Annotated in this window: 16 protein-coding genes; 9 read left to right on the forward strand and 7 right to left on the reverse strand. The window is 45.6% G+C overall.

All coding sequences use genetic code 11. From position 1 onward, the window contains the following. Positions 1–24: 24 nt before the first annotated feature. Both FTW16_RS16025 and FTW16_RS16030 read right to left on the reverse strand, forming a co-directional pair. Positions 25–399, reverse strand: a complete 375-nt coding sequence (locus FTW16_RS16025) for a hypothetical protein (protein ID WP_146491806.1) — start codon at positions 397–399, stop codon at positions 25–27. A gap of 48 nt (positions 400–447) precedes the next feature. Beyond that, entirely contained in the window at positions 448–753 is a 306-nt protein-coding gene (locus tag FTW16_RS16030) for a monooxygenase (RefSeq protein WP_146491807.1), read from the reverse strand. A 161-nt stretch (positions 754–914) separates the two neighbouring features. On the opposite strand from FTW16_RS16030, the gene FTW16_RS16035 reads away from it, so the two are divergent. Continuing rightward, positions 915–1,826 carry a LysR family transcriptional regulator gene (locus FTW16_RS16035; RefSeq protein WP_146491808.1) on the forward strand — a complete coding sequence of 304 codons (912 nt, stop codon included), beginning with the start codon at positions 915–917 and terminating at the stop codon, positions 1,824–1,826. Positions 1,827–1,861: 35 nt separating this feature from the next. Here the strand turns inward: FTW16_RS16035 and FTW16_RS16040 are convergent, their stop codons facing one another. Continuing rightward, entirely contained in the window at positions 1,862–2,476 is a 615-nt protein-coding gene (locus FTW16_RS16040) for a TetR/AcrR family transcriptional regulator (protein ID WP_146491809.1), read from the reverse strand. A 204-nt stretch (positions 2,477–2,680) separates the two neighbouring features. On the opposite strand from FTW16_RS16040, the gene FTW16_RS16045 reads away from it, so the two are divergent. The 7 genes from FTW16_RS16045 to cyoE all read left to right on the forward strand — a co-directional run bounded on the left by FTW16_RS16045 (position 2,681) and on the right by cyoE (position 12,415). Next, the gene (locus FTW16_RS16045) at positions 2,681–3,796 is read left to right on the forward strand and encodes an efflux RND transporter periplasmic adaptor subunit (RefSeq protein WP_146491810.1); all 1,116 of its coding nucleotides are present in this window, start codon (positions 2,681–2,683) and stop codon (positions 3,794–3,796) included. Between the two features lie 8 nt (positions 3,797–3,804). Continuing rightward, positions 3,805–6,903, forward strand: a complete 3,099-nt coding sequence (locus tag FTW16_RS16050) for an efflux RND transporter permease subunit (protein ID WP_146491811.1) — start codon at positions 3,805–3,807, stop codon at positions 6,901–6,903. A 729-nt stretch (positions 6,904–7,632) separates the two neighbouring features. Further along, positions 7,633–8,529, forward strand: a complete 897-nt coding sequence (cyoA, locus tag FTW16_RS16055; RefSeq protein ID WP_080968015.1) for a ubiquinol oxidase subunit II — start codon at positions 7,633–7,635, stop codon at positions 8,527–8,529. 5 nt (positions 8,530–8,534) lie between these two features. Then, positions 8,535–10,616 (forward strand): cytochrome o ubiquinol oxidase subunit I, encoded by a 2,082-nt coding sequence (cyoB, locus tag FTW16_RS16060; protein WP_146491812.1) that lies wholly within the window; start codon positions 8,535–8,537, stop codon positions 10,614–10,616. After that, a complete protein-coding gene (gene cyoC / locus FTW16_RS16065) occupies positions 10,606–11,223 on the forward strand; it encodes a cytochrome o ubiquinol oxidase subunit III (protein ID WP_146491813.1) in 618 nt (205 codons plus the stop codon). The genes cyoB and cyoC overlap by 11 nt, the downstream gene beginning before the upstream one ends. Continuing rightward, the gene (cyoD, locus tag FTW16_RS16070; RefSeq protein ID WP_010439794.1) at positions 11,223–11,534 is read left to right on the forward strand and encodes a cytochrome o ubiquinol oxidase subunit IV; all 312 of its coding nucleotides are present in this window, start codon (positions 11,223–11,225) and stop codon (positions 11,532–11,534) included. Before cyoC ends, cyoD begins: the two co-directional genes overlap by 1 nt. Positions 11,535–11,542: 8 nt before the next feature. After that, complete coding sequence (gene cyoE, locus FTW16_RS16075) at positions 11,543–12,415, forward strand: heme o synthase (protein ID WP_145575656.1); 873 nt, start codon at positions 11,543–11,545, stop codon at positions 12,413–12,415. Between the two features lie 77 nt (positions 12,416–12,492). On the opposite strand, the gene FTW16_RS16080 is transcribed toward cyoE, so the two are convergent. From FTW16_RS16080 to FTW16_RS16095, 4 genes are all read right to left on the reverse strand, one after another. Next, positions 12,493–12,981 carry a hypothetical protein gene (locus FTW16_RS16080; RefSeq protein WP_146491815.1) on the reverse strand — a complete coding sequence of 163 codons (489 nt, stop codon included), beginning with the start codon at positions 12,979–12,981 and terminating at the stop codon, positions 12,493–12,495. Positions 12,982–13,126: 145 nt separating this feature from the next. Next, complete coding sequence (locus FTW16_RS16085) at positions 13,127–15,103, reverse strand: alkyl sulfatase dimerization domain-containing protein (protein WP_146491816.1); 1,977 nt, start codon at positions 15,101–15,103, stop codon at positions 13,127–13,129. Positions 15,104–15,469: 366 nt separating this feature from the next. Continuing rightward, on the reverse strand, positions 15,470–16,459 hold the full coding sequence (locus FTW16_RS16090; protein ID WP_086712242.1) for an efflux RND transporter periplasmic adaptor subunit: 990 nt from the start codon (positions 16,457–16,459) through the stop codon (positions 15,470–15,472). Continuing rightward, entirely contained in the window at positions 16,459–17,082 is a 624-nt protein-coding gene (locus tag FTW16_RS16095; protein WP_146491817.1) for a magnesium transporter, read from the reverse strand. The genes FTW16_RS16090 and FTW16_RS16095 overlap by 1 nt, the downstream gene beginning before the upstream one ends. Before the next feature lie 1,024 nt (positions 17,083–18,106). Here FTW16_RS16095 and FTW16_RS16100 point away from each other — a divergent pair. Continuing rightward, a complete protein-coding gene (locus FTW16_RS16100) occupies positions 18,107–19,042 on the forward strand; it encodes a LysR family transcriptional regulator (protein ID WP_146491818.1) in 936 nt (311 codons plus the stop codon). Positions 19,043–19,062 lie beyond the last annotated feature (20 nt).

Consider the following 19,062-nt stretch of genomic DNA (forward strand, 5'->3'; position numbering starts at 1 on the left):
TGTGCCTTTTTAATTATCTGAGAGTTAGTCTTGCTTACGCACTTGCAATACGCTCAGTACTGATAGTGAAAGGAAGAACGCTGGGTCGCTCCAACCAAAGCCAACAAAGATACCCGTAAAAGCAGCATACAGTGTGATGATCGCACCCAGCATATTGGTGACAACCAAACCTTGGATGAGTTTTTTGGCACTGATTCCTGCTTCAATATCTCGCAGTAACCATGTTATCGCTGCAATACCACCAAGGAAGATACTGGTGTGTTGAGAGAGAAAATAAGCGTACTTGTCATTAATTTCCACGCCGTACATAGGCCACATGACCGTTGGTAGGAAAAACAACGCTAAGGCAAACCCTGCGTAAATGATGCCGTGTAGGCTTAAAAACGTTTTATTGTTCATTTGTTATCTCTCTATCTCGTGCCTTTCGCTAATTCTTTATTCATTTCATTAGCCGTTGATTGGGCCTTTGTTAATGGTAGTTAATGGCTGATTGACGTCAAAAATCACGCCGCGAACTTCATCAACGCCCATCTCTTTTAAGCGAGCGGCATGCATTGTTAGGTAATTTTCTGCACTGAGTTGGTCTTCGAAAAGGTAGATACCACCGCCCAGTTTTTCGGCTTGGTTTTCTGTCCAGATTTTCCAGATCATGCCTGGTTCATTGTTGATGGACCGGGCTAGTTCAACGAGTGCGTTCGACATCTCTTCACCGAAAGGGCCTGAAAATTCAAAATCAACTTGTAGTAGTTTCATGGTGCTTCTCCGTTTAGCAAATTCCGTTTAACAAAATCCGCTCAAAAATAGGTGTTTAAGACAAACAAGCCATTCTCGTTTGTTGTTGAGATTTATATTACCTGTAAAAAAAAGACAGAAAAGTTCATAATATTGTCATTAACTGTCAGGATTTTAGACCAATGAGATTAAAGACCACCCTTGACCAATGGCAAACACTCTATGAGATAGACCGCGCTGGCAGCATTCAGGCGGCGGCATTGCAATTGAATAAGAGTCACACCACGCTGATCTATGCGTTGAGAAAATTGGAAGACCAGTTGGGTGTGTCTTTGATTCAGGTTGAAGGACGTAGAGCTGTGCTCTCGGAGGACGGCAAAGCCTTATTGCGCAGGGCGAGCAGCATGCTGGAACAAGCGCGAGAATTAGAGCTGATCAGTGAGCAGTTGGCAAAGGGAGTCGAATCTGAAATCGTGGTTGCGGTTGATCATTTGTGCTGTCTTGAGCGTCTTTATAAGCCGATGGCTGCGTTTATGGCAGAGAACAACAGTACGTCGATACAAGTGGTTGAAACATCACTGTCGAAGACGACGGAAATGGTGACTCAAGAACGAGCCGATGTTGCCATCATTAATCTGCCAATTACCAACCACTCGGCCGAAGCCTTTGGGTTCACTATAATGGAACCCGTTGTAGCAAGCTCGCACCCGTTGGCTAACGTGTCATCCATATCGCTCAATCAGCTGTCGTCGCTGCCACAAATTGTGGTGAGAGATTTAGGTGCTCAAGGTAGTCAAGGCAGTAAAAAGCTGGGCGAGAAAAAGGATGTGGGTTGGTTGAAGTCGAGTCAGCGTATTACGGTCGATAATTTCGACCATGCCTTTGGTGCGGTAGAGCAGGGTGTGGGGTATTGCAGACTACCTAAACATATTGTCGATAGCCGAGGAAGTGACAAGCTTGCGGTATTGAATGTAGAAAACGGCAGCGGCTATCAAGTGCCTTTGCATCTGACTCTGCCGAAAGGTGCCAAGACAGGCCCAGCCGCAAAACGTTTCTATGAACTGCTTCTTGAATCAGCCCAGAATGCGGACTAAGTGCTATGAGAAACTTAACTATGAGCTATGAGCTATTAACGAGGCTGGTTGCCGTTCAAGAAGAGCGCGACACATTCACGGGTGTAGTGGAGCCTTTCTTCTTCTGACTCGCCGCTATCGTGACCGAAGAACGACCAATAGGCTGATTTGCCATGAAACATCAGCAGCAGTTGACGAGCTGCAATGATCGGTGAGCTAGACGTCGACAGAGTAAGGTCACCAGAATCTATTTTTGATTGCAGGTAATCGGCGAGCAATTTGGTCGTTTTTTGAGGGCCACTTTCTAAATAGATAGAGGCGATCTCTGGGTGCGTGTTGGATTGACTCACCGCGTTCTGAAAGGTTTGTCGTGACTGCTCATCAAGCAGCAAATCCTGAAACTTCACACCAAATTTCACCAACTCATCACCCACCGCCGCATTCATATCAAAGGCTGCAGGGCTAAGTTCGCGCTCTGCACACTTGGTTTGCATGCAGGTTTCGAAAAGTTCGTCTTTGTTTTTAAAGTGAGAGTAGACCGTTTGCTTGGAAACGTTCGCCGCTTTGGCTATCTGATCCATATTGATCTTGAAGCCATGTTCAGAGAAAAGCTGGCTTGCTGCGGTTAAGATCTGCGATCTCTTCTGTTCACTCTTGATGATTTTAGTCACGTGCTGCTTCTCGTTACTTGCTTGGTACTTGGTGTTGCTCAGCTTAATACACTGGGTTCTGCGCTAAGCATTATGCTTTTTGTGATGGTTTTATCAATCATTAACGATGAAACTTATTTTTAACATAACCAAACTAGACAGTCTAGTTTGGTTTGGTTAGTCTAAAAAAAGAACATGATTGAGTACTGCATAGGAACAGTGAGTATGTATAAATTGATGAAGGGAAGTGCGGTGGCGTTGTCTCTATCGGCTTTTCTTGTTGGATGTGGCGAAAAGGAACAAGCCCAAGATTCGGTTGATTCAACCAATCAAACGGCTTCGAGCGTCCAAACCATTTTAACTGTAGAAACGATGGCCTTAGCGCTGTCTTCCTCTTATGCAGTGCAGCGTGAATATGTTGGTGTGGTTAAGGCGGGTCAGCAAGCCAATTTAGGTTTCGAACTGGCGGGTAAAGTGAATGAGATTCTGGTTGATGTCGGTGACACAGTAACCGAAGGTCAGCCCCTGATTCGATTAGACACTCAACTGTTACAGACTGAATCGAGCCAACTAAAGGCGCAAGCCGAAGAAGTGAAAGCTCAACTGAGCCTTGTTGCGGCGAACTTAAAACGTCAGCGTTCACTGAAAGCAAAAGGTTTTAGTGCCGAAGCGGAAATTGATTCGTTAACCAGTGAGCAGCGTGTGTTGCAAGCTAACTTACTGCGCATTGATGCCTCGGTAAAAGGCAACGATCTCAAACTGGTGAAATCGACGATTCTTGCGCCGTATTCGGGCACCATCGCAACCCGTTTTGTGTCGCTCGGTGATGTGGTCAATGTTGGCAATCCAACTCTTACGTTACTCGCTTCTGAAGGCAAAGAAGCTTTTATCGGTATTCCAGCTCACCAAATGCAAAAAGTGACCTCACTCTCTGCGCCAAGCATTCGTGTTGGGCGAGATGATTATGCAGTGACGCTGCTAAATCCGGGTGCCATGGTCGACACGCAATCTCGCAGTGTCGCTTTACGTTATCTTTTCCCTGAGCAAGCGACTGTTTTAGAAGGTCAACTTGCGTATCTTAAGTTTGACGAGCAAATCGACGACCAAGGTTATTGGGTGCCATTAACGGGTTTGATTGATGGCCTGCGCGGTGTGTGGAACATCTTTGTAGTGGGTGAAGACAATAAGGTTGAACGTCGCAGTGTTCAGGTGTTGTTTGCCAATAATCAGCAAGCGTACGTGAGTGGTGCAATCGAGGATGGCGAACACGTGATCGCGAGTGGTTTACATCGCTTGGTTCCTGGTCAAACCGTGAAGCCAGCCAGCGTTACTGCTGAATAGGAAATAGTATGAAAATCATAGAGACTATTTCCAATACTCGATTGCTCATCTTGATGACAGCGCTACTCATGGTGAGTGGTATTTCTGCCTTCATGACGCTGCCACGCGCAGAAGATCCAGTGATCATTAACCGTTATGCAAACATCACAACCAGCTTTCCCGGTGCCAGTGCCGAACGTGTAGAAACCTTAGTTACTGAGGTGATTGAGAACAAGCTACGTGAGCTGAGTGAAGTCAAGCTGGTGAGCTCAACTTCAAGGCCAAGCGTATCAATTGTCACGCTTGAACTTAACGATACCATTACCGAGCCCGAACCAGTCTGGTCGCAAGCGCGTGACAAACTGTCTGACATCGAATCCATTTTACCTGCGGGTGCGCATTCTCCCGATCTCGACAGTGACCATACCTACGCTTTTACAACCATCGCATCTCTGACTTGGTCTGGTGCAGGCGAGCCTGACCGATTAACGCTCGGGCGTTATGCCAAAGAACTGGCTAAGCGGCTACGAACCCTTTCGGGCACTGAATTCGTAGATGAATACGGGATGCCACAAGAAGAAATCCAGATAAGTCTACGAACGGCTGATGCTGCAGCGCTTGGTCGCTCGAGTTCAAACATCGCAGAGTCGCTAGAAGGGGCAGATGCTAAGAACTCGGCGGGTGAATTGGTCAGTGCTTATTCTCGTTTTGGTTTAGAGATTGAATCGGAACTGGATTCGATTGAACGCATTAAACAAGTCCCAATCGCGACCGACAGCAATGGTCACATCATCCGCATGGAAGACATTGCATCGGTGAGGCGTGGCGAGAAAACCCCACAAGATCAGATTGCGATTATTGATGGTGAGCCGGGTGTGATTGTCGCGGCGAGAATGCACCCTGATCTCCGAGTCGATAACTGGACGTCACGAGCGAATGCTCTGATTGAGAAGTTTCAACAAGAGCTGCCAAGCAATATCGATGTCACCGTGTTGTTTAATCAACAAGGCTATACCGAAACTCGTTTAGACGATTTAGGCAAGAGCTTGATGATCGGTTTTGGCTTGATCTTGATTGTTCTGTTCGTGACTTTAGGTGTGCGCGCTGCAATATTGGTGGCGATTTCTCTGCCACTGACTTCGCTGCTTACACTGTCGATTATGAAGATGACCGGCGTGCCAATCAACCAGATGTCGGTGACGGGCTTAATAGTCGCGCTCGGGATCATGGTGGATAACGCGGTGGTAATGGTTGATACCATTCAGGCGTATCGTTTGAAAGGGCAGCACAGAGCGGAAGCGACCATGAATGCCTTGAAGCACTTGTGGGTGCCTTTGCTGGGCTCAACATTAACCACCGTATTGGCGTTTGCGCCGATCATTCTGATGCCGGGTGCATCGGGTGAGTTTGTCGGTGGTATCGCGATTACTGTGTCTTTCTCACTGATCGGTTCTTATGTGATTTCGCATACCTTGATTGCAGGTTTAGCGACCAAGTTACTGCCGAAACAACTCAGTGATGTCGATAAGAAAGGGCAACATCACTGGTATATGACAGGCTTAAGAATTCCTGCATTAACACGTTGGTTCTCATCTTCTGTTCGCTTTGGTGTCACACATCCAATCATCACTATTGCTTTGGTATTGTTGGTGCCGTTTACTGGCTACTGGAGCATGTCTCAACTGACTGAGCAATTCTTCCCGCCATCAGACCGAGATATGTTTGAGATTCAAGTTTACATGCCACCGCAAGCGAGCATTTATGCGACCAAAAATACCTCTGAAAAAATCGATGACATCATTCATCGTTACCCTGAAGTGGAGCGCATTGATTGGCTAGTGGGCGCTAATTTCCCATCTTTCTATTACAACTTGCAGGCAAGGCAAAACAACGCGCCTTACTTCTCGCAAGCCATGGTGAAAACAGAGAACTTTGATCAAGCCAATGCGCTGATTCCTGAGCTGCAAAAGGTGTTAGATAACGAAGTACCGGAAGCACAAATCTTGGTACGAAAGCTTAATCAAGGGCCTCCATTTACTGCGCCGGTTGAGCTGCGTGTGTATGGTGAAAACCTCGATACGTTAAAAGCGATTGGTGAAGATGTTCGACTGATTCTGGCAGGTGTTCCTCATGTCACTCACACACGAGAAACATTGCAGCCGGGTACGCCTAAGGTATGGTTGAAGGTCGATGAAGACACCGCGAAACTTAACGGCATCTCACTCAATCAGTTTGCTGGCATGCTGCAAACTACGCTAACAGGCCGTGAAAGTGGCTCAGTGATTGAGGGCAGTGAATCGGTGCCAATCCGTGTTCGTGTTGCGGATGATGCGCGTGAAAATTTAGCTCATTTAAGCAATATCCGTTTGCCGATCAGTTCTGATGTCTATTCCACGGGGATTAATGTTTCGACTCTGGCTGAGCTTGAACTGACGACCAGTCGCGGCGCGATTACTCGTCGTAACGGGCAACGAGTGAACACCATTGAAGGTTACATTGAAGCGGGTGTTTTACCTCAAACCGTGCTTAATGAATTCCAGAAACGCTTAGAAAGCTATGAGATGCCATCGGGTTATACGATTGGTTTTGGTGGTGAGTCGGCTGAGCGTGACAATTCAGTCAACAGCCTGATCTCGAATGTCGCCGTTGTGGTGGTATTGATGGTGTTGGTGGTGGTGATGTCGTTCAACTCGTTCCGAATGAGTAGCATCATTTTCATGGTGGCAGGGTTAGCTGGTGGCCTAGGGTTGCTTTCGGTGTGGATCTTCGGGTATCCATTTGGCTTTACGGTGATCATCGCCATGCTCGGGATCGCGGGCTTAGCGATTAACGCTGCCATCGTGATTCTGACGGAATTAAAGCTCGATGAACAAGCTTCATCCGGTAATGTGGATGCGGTGGTAGAAGCTGTGATGTCGTGTACGCGGCATATTAGCTCAACCACGATTACGACGGTTGGCGGCTTTATGCCACTGATTATTGCTGGTGGTGGCTTTTGGCCCCCGTTCGCGGTCGCGATTGTTGGCGGAACGGTATTAACCACGCTTATTTCTTTCTACTTTGTGCCTGTGGTTTATCACTTAATGACTAAAAACCAGCGCAAGAAAGTCGTCACAGCTACAGCATAATCCCTTCTTAATGTTCATTACTCCTCTCCTTTGAGGGGAGTAATACCCACTTGAAACAGATCAAAATACTCATCAAATCGGCTTTTCAGGTCGATCTTTGCCACTATTCTTCGGCACCTAACTGGCATTATTATCAATGATAAGCAGCGTGTCATTCGAATATCTAATGGGTTTCTGATTGGAGCAATATCTTTTCTAAATACCATTAAAATCCTATGTGAATTCATAAATTTGACAATCGTCACACTTTGTTTAATTCGCTCTTTCTAATGTACTCAAACATCACTTCGCTTCTTCATTGTTGGTCGCCGACTCTCCCTATTCTTACTCATCCCTTATCAGCGTTGGTTTTGCATGTGTAGCACGCCTATGTCGTGCAGCTGGTTTTCTATCTATTTCCCATGTTTCACTTTCATAACTGGAAGGTTAGTTTCCAAGTTTGTTTGGTGAGCTTTCAATTTCGACTCCTCATAATGCGCCAAATGTAACAATGTATTTCAAAGTGTAACAATTAAGTCATATTTTTTGTGTGGTTTTAACCGTGTGGCAATGTTTCGGCTGCGCTGTGCTGTCGTTTTAATTCGGCAGTTCTACTGTTCAAAATCGTGGCTAATTCAGTTTCGCTTTGAGATGCGTCGTTTCACATGCTCAACACATAAATATTCTAATGACCATGACAACCAGTACTCGGGCGTTCGTTCTGAGGCTGGATAACCATCGAGAAAGTTAATGGAAGCTTCAAGATATAAACGCATTTTATCGAGAGCAAATCTGTCGAGGATTGGTTTGGTGGGAACCGTCCTGATGCTCGAAGGATGTAACTCCGCATTGCTCGACCCAAAAGGTAGCGTTGGCGTTCAGGAAAAAGAGCTGATTATCACGGCTCTTTTGCTGATGCTGATTGTTGTCATCCCTGTGATTCTGATGACCATCTACTTTGCTTACCGATACCGCGAAAGTAATACCACAGAAGAGTATGCACCTGATTGGGCGCATTCAACCAAGATCGAAGTGGTGGTATGGACGATTCCAATCATCATCATTGCGATTCTTGCCACCATCACTTGGCGAACAACACACGAACTAGAGCCTTCAAAGCCTCTGGAAAGTGATGTGCAACCTATGGTGATCGAAGTGGTCTCTCTGGACTGGAAATGGCTGTTCATCTATCCGGAGCAAAACATTGCGACGGTTAACTATGTTGCGTTCCCGAAAGATGTACCGGTGACGTTTAAGCTAACTTCAGACAACATCATGAACGCGTTCTTTATCCCGCGTCTTGGTTCGCAGATCTACGCGATGCCGGGAATGGTGACCAAGCTGAACTTGATTGCTAACCATGAAGGTGACTTCAAAGGTTTTGCATCAAACTACAGTGGCAAAGGGTTCTCACAGATGAAATTCACCGCATCGGCTATGCCTGATCAAGTGGCATTTTTAAACTGGGTGGAAAAAGTGAAAGCAAGTCCTGATCGTATTGAAGATTGGGAGCAGTTCCGTTCATTGGCTGCGCCGAGTGTGGCTGAACCTGTGACTTTGTTCTCCAGTATCCCACCATTTTTATTCACTGATGTCGTGACCCAGCACCCTGGTTCAATGAACTGTTTGCCGGAAACCCAAGGATAATCGTCATGTTTGGAAGATTAACTCTAGACTCAATTCCCTACCACGAACCCATTATTTTGGTCACGTTAACCATGATCGCTCTAGTGGGCAGCTTAGTGGTGTACGCGGTAACCAAAGCCGGTAAGTGGCAATACCTTTGGAATGAATGGTTTACGTCTGTAGACCACAAAAAATTGGGCTTCATGTACATTGCTGTAGCGATGGTGATGTTAGTTCGTGGCTTTGCCGATGCGGTCATGATGCGTAGCCAGCAATTGCTTTCTGCAGCCGGTGAGACGGGCTATTTACCGCCACATCACTACGATCAGATCTTCACGGCTCACGGCGTGATCATGATTTTCTTCGTCGCGATGCCTTTGGTTATTGGTTTGATGAACATCATCGTGCCACTGCAAATCGGTGCTCGTGATGTGGCATTCCCTTATCTGAATAACCTGAGCTTCTGGCTGTTTGTGGTGGGTATTATCCTAACCAACATGTCACTGGGCTTAGGTGAATTTGGCCGTACAGGTTGGTTGGCGTATCCACCGCTTTCCGGCATTGAGGCAAGCCCTGGAGTGGGGGTCGACTATTGGATATGGGCACTGCAAATATCCGGTGTAGGTACCACGCTAACGGGCGTGAACTTCTTTGCGACCATTTTGCGCATGCGTACTCCGTCTATGCCAATGATGAAGATGCCAGTATTCACGTGGGCATCTCTGTGTGCCAACATCCTGATCATCATCTCTTTCCCGATCCTAACAGTAACCATCGCGCTACTGACGTTGGATAGATACATCGGCACGCACTTCTTCACCAACGACCTCGGTGGCAACGTGATGATGTATGTGAACCTGATTTGGGCTTGGGGACACCCTGAAGTGTACATCCTAATCTTGCCTATCTTTGGTGTGTTTTCTGAAGTGACGGCAACCTTCTCTCGTAAAAAACTGTTTGGTTATACCTCGCTGGTATGGGCGACGGTGGTGATCACTATTTTAGCGTTTGTGGTTTGGCTGCATCACTTCTTTACCATGGGTTCTGGCGCTAATGTGAATGCCTTCTTCGGCATCGCGACCATGATTATCTCTATCCCAACCGGGGTTAAGATCTTCAACTGGCTATTCACCATGTACAAAGGACGTATCCGCTTTACCACGCCAATGATGTGGACCGTAGGCTTCCTAATCACCTTTACCGTTGGTGGTATGACGGGCGTATTGATGGCGGTTCCGGGGGCGGATTTCATTCTGCATAACTCGGTATTCCTGATTGCTCACTTCCACAACGTAATCATCGGTGGTGTTGTCTTCGGTTGTTTTGCTGCGATTGGTTACTGGTTCCCGAAAACGACCGGTTTCACTCTGAACGAGCTTTGGGGCAAACGCGCATTCTACTGCTGGATCATCGGTTTCTTAATGGCGTTCTTGCCGCTTTACGCTCTGGGCTTTATGGGCATGACGCGTCGTTTGAGCCAAGACATCAACCCTGAATTCTTCCCACTACTGGCGGTTGCGGCTGCAGGTACGGGCGTGATTGCGATGGGTGTTGTTTGTCAGTTCGTTCAGATTTACGTGAGTGTTCGTGACCGCGACCAAAACCGAGATCTAACCGGTGACCCATGGGGTGGACGTACATTCGAATGGGCCACGTCTTCACCACCGCCGTTCTACAACTTTGCAAAACTTCCTAAGGGCGATGAGATCGATTCGTTCTGGTATCAAAAGCAAAGTGGTGAGTTTGATCCAACTCAGGAAGAAGAATACGAACGTATTCACATGCCGAAGAATACACCGACAGGCATTTATGTGTCTGCATGGGCGTTGGCATTTGGCTTCGCAATGATTTGGTACATCTGGTGGCTAGCGGCGGCAAGCCTAGTGGGCATCGTGGTGACGTGTATTCAACACAGCTACAACGACGATGTGGACTACTACGTGGAAGTTGAAGAGATCAAAGCGATTGAAGCGGCTCGACGTGCCCAGCTTGAAGAAGCGAAGAAACAGTCAGTGAAAGGCGACAATTCTGGTCGTGGTAACAGCGCTGACGGTGACAGTGATAACAACGAAAATAAAGATGATTTGGAGACGACGTATGCAAGCTAATACTCCGTCACACACTTATGATCTTGCACTCTTGCATGATCATCACCACGAAGCTGCGGGCAACAAGTTGTTTGGCTTCTGGGTTTACTTGATGAGTGACTGTGTCCTGTTTGCCACGCTTTTCGCGACTTATGCCGTGCTTGAGAGTGGATCAATCGCAGGGCCTACAGGCAAAGACATCTTTGAACTGCCGTTCGTGTTTGTCGAAACCATGATGCTGTTGTTCAGTAGTATCACCTTTGGCTTTGGCATGATTGCGATGAAGCGCAAAGACGTTACCGGACTGAAGCGATGGATAAAAGTCACTTTCGTATTGGGCTTAGCCTTTATCTGTATGGAAGTGTATGAATTCCACCACTTGATTGCAGAAAGCTATGGTCCTCAAGAGAGTGCGTTCCTTTCTGCGTTCTTTACCTTGGTTGGTACACACGGTTTGCACGTAACGTTCGGTCTTATCTGGATGGCGGTGGCGTATCACCAGCTTTCAACCAAAGGCTTGAACGACAACATGTCGATGCGTTTCCAGTGCTTGAGCTTGTTCTGGCACTTCCTTGATATTGTTTGGATTTGTGTATTTACCATCGTGTACTTAATGGGGGTGATGTAATGGAACAGCATCTAGATAGCGGTGCAACGGATTACGTGAAAGGCTTTATTGCGTCACTGATTCTAACCATTATTCCGTTCTACATCGTGTGGTCGCATGCGCTGCCAAGCACTGAAACTTACGTGATCTTGTTCGGTTGTGCGTTGGTACAGATCTTTGTGCACTTTAAGTACTTCTTGCACATGGAAGCGAAATCGTCCGATGGGCGTTGGAACTTGGTGTCATTGATGTTTACCGCCATTGTTGTATTGATCCTTATCGCTGGCTCGGTATGGATCATCTACAACATGAACGTCAACATGAAGTTGTAGGCAAGGGTATGCTGAAAAGTTATTTGTCTATTACCAAACCGGGCATCATTTTCGGCAACCTGATTTCTGTTGCGGCGGGGTTCTTCCTCGCTGCAAAAACAGAACCAGCCAGTGCGATGTTGTTACTGACGACATTAGCGGGTGTAGGGCTTGTGATTGCATCAGGTTGTGTGGTGAACAACATCTTTGACCGAGATATCGACCAGAAAATGAAACGTACCCAGAACCGTGAATTGGTTCAGGGCAACATCAACACAGACGTGGCATTTATCTATTCGTTAGTCATGTTGTTGGCAGGCACGGCGCTGCTGTTTCAATTCGTTAATCCGATGTCTGCGGTAGTGGTGTTGCTTGGCTATGTGTTCTACGTCTTTTTCTACACCATGTGGTACAAGCGCAATTCGGTTTACGGTACCTTAGTGGGCAGTATTTCTGGCGCGGTTCCACCGCTCGTTGGCTACCTTGGTGTGACGAACTACCTAAGCTTAGAAGCCGTTCTGTTGTTCATCATGTTCTGTTTATGGCAGATGCCACATTCGTATGCGATCGCGATGTTCCGCATTCAAGACTACCGTGATGCAGGCATTCCTGTGTTACCAGTGAAAGAGGGTGTCGACAAAGCACATCAGCACATGAAAGCGTATGTGGTTGCTTTTGGCGCAGTTGCTCTGGGGCTATTTTTGCTCGGAGAAGCGGGTTATGAATACCTAGCGGTGTCAGCGGCAGTTTGCTTTATGTGGACCAAAGTGACGTTCCGCAAGGTCGATTGCCTCAACTACATTCAGTGGTCAAAGACCGTCTTCAAGGTTTCTCTGCTGGTGGTGATGAGCATCAGTGGCGTACTCGGGCTCGAACTGATTCCGCTGCCTACGCTTTTTTGATTTAAGTTTGTCGTTGAACCCTCAATGTTCTGAAGTCCGAGGGTTTGACGACTTTTTATCTGTCCCGCTTTAAGCTATTACCCTTCAAAAATATCACTAAGCCAATCTTCAAGCTGCTCTCGTTTGTCTTGAGGGCCATTGATTACCACTAATCCATTCAGTGTCGCTTGATCCCAAGAGATCGTTCCGTTCGCTAATGCATCGAACACGTCGAGCTCTGTAATAAGCAATAAATCGTTCTCTGTCGGCAAAGTGTCTCTTCCTGAAATGTTCACGCCTTTTTCAATGCTGATTTGGCTGTAGTGACCTTTAATCGCTTCAAATAAGTTGAATTCAATCTTACTCGGATGCGCCTTTGCGAGTGCTGACTTTATCGAAAACAGTTTGAAATGATCCGGTTTATCTAGGTTTCCGAACTCGTCATATTGCCTTGCTGTGATGACATTGCCAAATACCTCCAGTGAACCGGGCTCTGTCACTAAACTAAATCCGGTTTCTTGGTGTAAGCCGCAAGCTAATACCAGAGAAGAACTGAGTGAAAGCAAAAGAACAAAACGTTTTAGCATGTGTGAACCTTAAAAGAAGCAGGGCAGTTTCCTTACTCCAACAATAGACCTAGATCGTTGAGTTAAGGTTGCAATAAATAAACGATAAAGGGACCACAATGGGTCCCTAAGTTATCGACTCGCCATCCTTAGCAGCCTTTGATTATTAGCGAACGATGAGCATGATCTCTTCTGGAGTCATTGGCTTATCGAAGTAGCTCATGAATTGACCGAAGCCTTTGATGTCGCCATTCGAGAACTTGAATGCACCAGACTGTAGGTTAGTACCAATCACTTGTTGAGCGTTTGGACCCGCAATCAATATTTGGTTCAGTACGGCACGAGTAGTGTCGATTTGAACGTCTGCACCTTTCACTGCTTCTTCGTGTAACTGAGCAATACCGTTACGGATTTCGATAGTGAATGCTTCGTTCGTATCAGAGAAGTTGTACGTTAGCATCATGTTTACGTCTAACGAGTTTTCTGCGATAAGCGTTGAGGTCATCATGTCGAAGATCTGCTTGCTTGGTAGCGCAGTAAGAACGTCAACAGAAGCGAAGCTGATCATATTAGAGAAGTCACGCTTGTTCTCAAGTTCAGCAGCAGCGTTAAGTGCCCAGTTACGCCAGTTGATGTTCACTTGGTCAGCAGCCCATGCTTTGTAAGCTTGTGCTTTCATTTCGCGAGCTTCCATATCTTGCTTGTTTACCGTGATCGGGTAAGAAAGAATTTCTGCTGCAAATGTGTAATTTTCTGCCTTAATTGCTGCTTGTGCAGTCGTAAGGATGTTGTCACGACCGCCCATGACCTCTACGAAGGCTTTAGCGCGTTGCTCGTAAGCCATTGGCTCTAGCTGCCATGGGTCACCTTCGAAGAAACCGTTGTAACCTACGTAAATCTGACGCACGGCGTGTGCAACAGTGCCGTAGTGCTCACCTAACCACGGGTGTTCTGCAAGGTGCTTCGGAAGTTTAACGACTTCAACTAGCTCATCTGGCGTCATACCTTTGTTCATGTAACGGATAGTTTGGTCATGCGTGTATTGAATCGCATCACGGTAAGCCGTTAATACGTCAGATACCGCTTCTTTGCCTTCAACAGGACGACCGTGAGAGTTAATCATGATCTCAGTATCAAACTTACGCATTACGTCGATGCCTTTGAACCACATTGATGGGTCACGGAATTTAGTACCACGGATTGTGTGAAGGTTAGGGAAGTTCTCGCCTTGAAGTACTTCAGCCGCGTGCAGGATTTTTTGCTCTGGGAAGTAAACCACTAGCTCATCTTTGGTTTCAGAAGGCACGTTCTCAATGTGCATTTTAACGCCAGCAATTTCGATTTCGATGTGGCTTTGGCTTGGTACAAGCAGGTTTGGTTCAATGAACGAGATAGCACCTTGCATGAAGCGTGGACCAAGGCCATCGTTTACTGTTCCGTGCTCACCTTCTTCTACGTGCTTAGCGCCAGTGTAAGAAGTGCGGTGACCAAATAGAGTACCTAGGTTTGAAGACCAGTTAGCCACTGCCGCGGTAAGGCCTTCTTCAGCGATGATTTTTACTTCACCTGATGCCACTTCTTCGTCAGTAACCCATGCACGAACACCAGAGATATGGTCGATGTGGTTGTGAGAGTAGATGATTGCTTTAACAGGCTTGTCTGTGATTTGACGGAACTGCTCTTTAACCGATTGAGCCATTTCAACCGACTCACCTGGATCAACAATGATGATACCGTCAGCGCCTTCAATCATGACCGGTGTATCGAGACCAAAACCGTAACCAAGGTAAATGTTGTCATCTACTTTGATGATTGCTTGGTCCATTTTTCGGCCATGCTTAGTTAGAGTTGGATGAACGTGGTCAGATTCCTCTGTGTAAGCCAGAGAGTTACCAGTTTTAGATACAACTTGGATACGCTCGCCTTTGCCCCAGAACATGTTTGATTTGTGCTCGAATAGAACCTCGCTCTTGTAGCGAGCATCAAGGTCAATATTCTGGTATTGCGCAGCATTTGATGTCTGAAGTTCTTGGCCTATTTTCGATGTCGCTTCTACAACCGGTGTTGCAGATGCAAAGCCAGAAGCAAGTAGAGCGCTCGCGATAGCGACAGGGAGTGCCATTTTTTTGAATGTATTAGTCATGGTAGTGACCTTATATTTGGATACAGGAATTGGATTTCTTGAGCCAAATGATAGAGGTGGGAGAGGTCGTTATCTACGCGCTAATATGATTTCGATATATCGAATTTACGATGTTTAATTTAATGAATGATTGTATTAACGATTTAATTTGATCTAAATCAATTAGTCACGAAAGCTTGGTATAGATACAAAAATGCCCTGAAATTCAGGGCATTTATTTTGAAATTAGTCGCAGGTTCATGAGTGGCAGTTATGCGAGCGAATAACCGTCACATCATTGAGTACTTAGTCGTTTACCAGGAGCTAATCGTTTACTAAGAGCTTAAGCTCTTATCAAGATCTTAAGTATTAATAGGCGGCTAGGTATTACCAAGCACCTAAGTATGACTTGTAAGATTGTAGACGAACCGTTGCTGCACCGATTACATCAATGAAGCCCCAGAACGGGTGTGGCTTCTCAGCCGAGATCCAAGCCGCGCCAGTTGAACCAATTGGGATGTTGAAACCTTCTGGTTCGATGATCTCAAGTACGATAGTACGACCTAAACCATTACCGTTTCTTACCACGTGTTGGCCAACGCTTTGTGGCCCTTGGAATGGTGAAATTGCTGCTTCGCCCGTACCTGTCGTGAAGCTGTGTACTTTTGCTCGGAAAACATGGCCTGGGTAAGCATCAACGAAGAACTCAGCGAAATCACCTTTCTGAACATATCCGTAGGTTTGGTCAGAAACACGCATTTCCAAAAACTTCTTGTTGGTGTTGTAAAGGTGCATGTTGCCCATTACTGAACCTTCGGCAATGTTCACAATAGCGACTTGGCCATCAAACTCTGCACGAATCGTCTTTTTCTCTTGCGCCCAATTTACTTTTTGAAGATCGGCAACTAGTGAATTCAGTTCAGCGTTCATTACACGCAAGTCAGAGTCGTATTTCTCAACATCACGAGCATTGAAGATCTCTGGTGATGTTTCAGCACGCTCAAGATCTCGCGTCATCTGTTTAATTTGCTCTTCTTTCTTAACAATCTCGGATTCGATCTTCGCTTTGTCAGCAGCAGAGTTAATGTCGACGAGTGTGTAAAGCACATCGTTCTCTTTCACCATTTGGTTATGGTCAACATGGATTTCATCAATCTGCTGGCCAAATACTGGTGACATTACCGCGTGTGGCGCTTTTACTGTGGTTGAGTTAGTTAAATCAACCGGTGCCCACAAGCGAGAGATAACCGCTAATACCGCAAGAATCGTTACACCGCCTATCGCAGCCCAGGTGTAGTTTTTAAAGTTCTTCTTGAGTGCGCCTGTCGCAAACAGTGACCATACAATTAGGATGTATGGAATCATCATCTCTTTCATTATGCGACCTCTTTTGCTGTAGTGTTTGGTTCTGTTGGAGTCTGTTCTACTGAAGACTGTTTGGTTGCCACTTGTTCTGCTGCAGATGGCTCTGTTACAGATTGCTCTGTCGTTGGTTTCTCAGGTGATGTTTGATTGATGACAGTCTCTGCAGTGGAGTCTTGTTTAGGCTGTACACCTCGACGGATAACATCACTCAGTGATTGACCAATATGTTTCCAATTCGCCAATGCGATCACCAAGGCAATAACCCAGAATGTTTTGTTGATGAAAAGCCCGCAAAGTGACAGTGCGAACACGATCTGTACGTGAGCGCTTTTGTGCTCTTTGGCTTTATGAACCCCCAGTTCATGTAACTGCCACATACCGTAAACACCGGCTAATACCACAGCGATTGTCACTGAGAACAAGTAACCAGAGAAGTACTCCATCTGGAAGAAGTTCATCATCATTTCATTGGGGTGGTTGTTGAACTGAGACATGTCGATGTCTTTAGAGTGGATTGTGCCTAATGGTGCAAGAGCCCATGCGCCAGCAAACATCACTGCCATAAACAGGCAGAATTTAATCAAGACCATCACAATGGCCCAGATTTTCTGGAAAACGATTTTTATAAAGTTCATATCTCAACCTACATAAATAAGAAGAGAGAATTTGCAGCCTAGAAGTTTAACTTTAACAACATCTTAAAAAGTAGGTGTTTATTATGTGGGTTGATTGATGCGCATAATAAACAAAAGTATTAGATGGTATTTAAAGTGATACTACGCAGTCCAGACAACGGATTCTCGGTATCAAGAAGCTAATGTGCTTCATTACAAATCAATCCTTGTTGGCAGACGTAAACTGAATGGCTATTCGGCTATCGAAAATATATTCGACCTGTTTTATTAGCCGCTGTCGTTATTATGTGTAATACCTCAATTATCGAGGGGCTCTTCCATGGCAGTTGACACATTGCAGTAAAAATATTCGTCAGCTTTCTGTTTGGGTTAATAATTGATTTGTTGGCAGGATAATAGGAAGAGTTTTGAGCGGTATCTACCCAGAAATACGATTTGATAATATCGTAATTACGATGAGTTGTTGTGGTTCTGAATTGGCAGGTTGAATTATTTGCTAGCGCTCAAATTCGGCTTTAAAACATTGTGAGTTAAATTGGCTTGGATCAATGAAATGATTAATAAAAGCATCAATAAGTAATTTGTCGAAATTTATCTTTTTACACAGTTTTTACAATAAAAGGAGTGATGGATATGAATGATGAATTATAGATGACTGATAATAAGTTTTGCCTGTCGGAAAAATATTCACTAAAGGTTAGAAAATTATACCGATGATGTGTCAAATATATGGGTTTAGTTTTTAGATAAGCTCCCTTCGTAGAAGATTCAATTTGAATATTGTAGCGCTAGTTACTCAAATGTATATCTCAATGACACTCAACACAGTGTCATGACAAATGAGACAATTGTGCATTTTTCGTTGTTATTGGAGAATCACTCATCGATGAGGCCCTTCTTCAAAAGTGATCGATATGAAGGGGTGCTACTGTCTCAATTTGCGACGTCAAACGAGGGATTGTTATTTTATTTAATCGTTTTTACGATAGCATAGTGCTCATGGTCGCCTAATGAGTAATGATATATGAGCAATGACATTCCCAACTTCAACCTACTTGCCGTGTTTTCTGCGGTGATGGAGCAGGGCAGTTTGAGTAAGGCTGCGGATCAACTCAGTACCAATCAATCGACCATCAGTACCGCATTAGCGCGCCTAAAAAAAGAGATCGGCCAAGAGCTTTTTGTTCGTAAAGGAAGAGGTGTTGCGCCTACGTCTTATGCCCAAAGCTTATACGAACAGATAAAAGCGCCGATCAATGAACTCAATGGCGTGTTTCAGTCGATGGCTAATTTTGATGAGCAATCCTCTGAGCGTAAGTTTGTGATTTCTGCACCTGAGCACTTACAGTGGGTTCTGCTCAACAGTTTCGCGGCGCTTCCTAATCAAAACTTGTCGCTAGAAGTCTTTGATCAACCAGACAGTGATGAGCGAATTTACGAAGATCTTTTGACTCAAGAGTTTGATGCGATGATCGATATTGTGGTGCCTGAACATCCAAGTATCGTCACTGAAACCTTGTATGATGGGGAGTTTGTGATCGTATGTCGATCTGATCACCCGCGAATTCAAGGGGAAATCAGCGAAGCGCAGTTCCTCAGTGAAAAACATGCTGTACTAGACAGAACCCGACGCAAAGTTCGCAGTTTGAATCACTATACGTCTTTGGATTTATCCCAACGTAAAATCGTGTTTCATGGACGCTCGCTGTTCAGTAATATCTTGCTGTGTAGCCAATCCGATTACATTACTGTAGTGCCTTTATCTATGGCCGTGCAGTTCCAAGAAAAGTTAAGTTTGCAGCTGTTCAAACCACCCTTTGAATATCAGCCGATATCTCACTACCTGATTTGGTTGAAGAAGCAGAACAGTGACCCTGCTCATAAATGGTTCAGAGAACAAGTCATCAGTACGTCAGATGCAATGTCGAAGGCGCTTAAAGATAGGCGCTTGCGGTTTTAATTGGAATCTAACCCGAAGGG

The organism is Vibrio sp. T20 (assembly GCF_007858795.1).
Taxonomy (GTDB): domain Bacteria; phylum Pseudomonadota; class Gammaproteobacteria; order Enterobacterales; family Vibrionaceae; genus Vibrio; species Vibrio satsumensis.

Bases quoted from the DNA above. Each gene is read 5' to 3' on its own strand.
- FTW16_RS16045 (WP_146491810.1), top strand. From the start codon at position 2,681: ATGTATAAATTGATGAAGGGAAGTGCGGTGGCGTTGTCTCTATCGGCT.
- FTW16_RS16050 (WP_146491811.1), top strand. From the start codon at position 3,805: ATGAAAATCATAGAGACTATTTCCAATACTCGATTGCTCATCTTGATG.
- FTW16_RS16095 (WP_146491817.1), bottom strand. From the start codon at position 17,082: ATGAACTTTATAAAAATCGTTTTCCAGAAAATCTGGGCCATTGTGATG.
- FTW16_RS16030 (WP_146491807.1), bottom strand. From the start codon at position 753: ATGAAACTACTACAAGTTGATTTTGAATTTTCAGGCCCTTTCGGTGAA.
- FTW16_RS16025 (WP_146491806.1), bottom strand. From the start codon at position 399: ATGAACAATAAAACGTTTTTAAGCCTACACGGCATCATTTACGCAGGG.
- cyoC (WP_146491813.1), top strand. From the start codon at position 10,606: ATGCAAGCTAATACTCCGTCACACACTTATGATCTTGCACTCTTGCAT.
- FTW16_RS16035 (WP_146491808.1), top strand. From the start codon at position 915: ATGAGATTAAAGACCACCCTTGACCAATGGCAAACACTCTATGAGATA.
- FTW16_RS16080 (WP_146491815.1), bottom strand. From the start codon at position 12,981: ATGCTAAAACGTTTTGTTCTTTTGCTTTCACTCAGTTCTTCTCTGGTA.
- FTW16_RS16085 (WP_146491816.1), bottom strand. From the start codon at position 15,103: ATGACTAATACATTCAAAAAAATGGCACTCCCTGTCGCTATCGCGAGC.
- cyoA (WP_080968015.1), top strand. From the start codon at position 7,633: ATGGAAGCTTCAAGATATAAACGCATTTTATCGAGAGCAAATCTGTCG.
- cyoD (WP_010439794.1), top strand. From the start codon at position 11,223: ATGGAACAGCATCTAGATAGCGGTGCAACGGATTACGTGAAAGGCTTT.
- cyoB (WP_146491812.1), top strand. From the start codon at position 8,535: ATGTTTGGAAGATTAACTCTAGACTCAATTCCCTACCACGAACCCATT.
- FTW16_RS16100 (WP_146491818.1), top strand. From the start codon at position 18,107: ATGAGCAATGACATTCCCAACTTCAACCTACTTGCCGTGTTTTCTGCG.
- FTW16_RS16090 (WP_086712242.1), bottom strand. From the start codon at position 16,459: ATGAAAGAGATGATGATTCCATACATCCTAATTGTATGGTCACTGTTT.
- cyoE (WP_145575656.1), top strand. From the start codon at position 11,543: ATGCTGAAAAGTTATTTGTCTATTACCAAACCGGGCATCATTTTCGGC.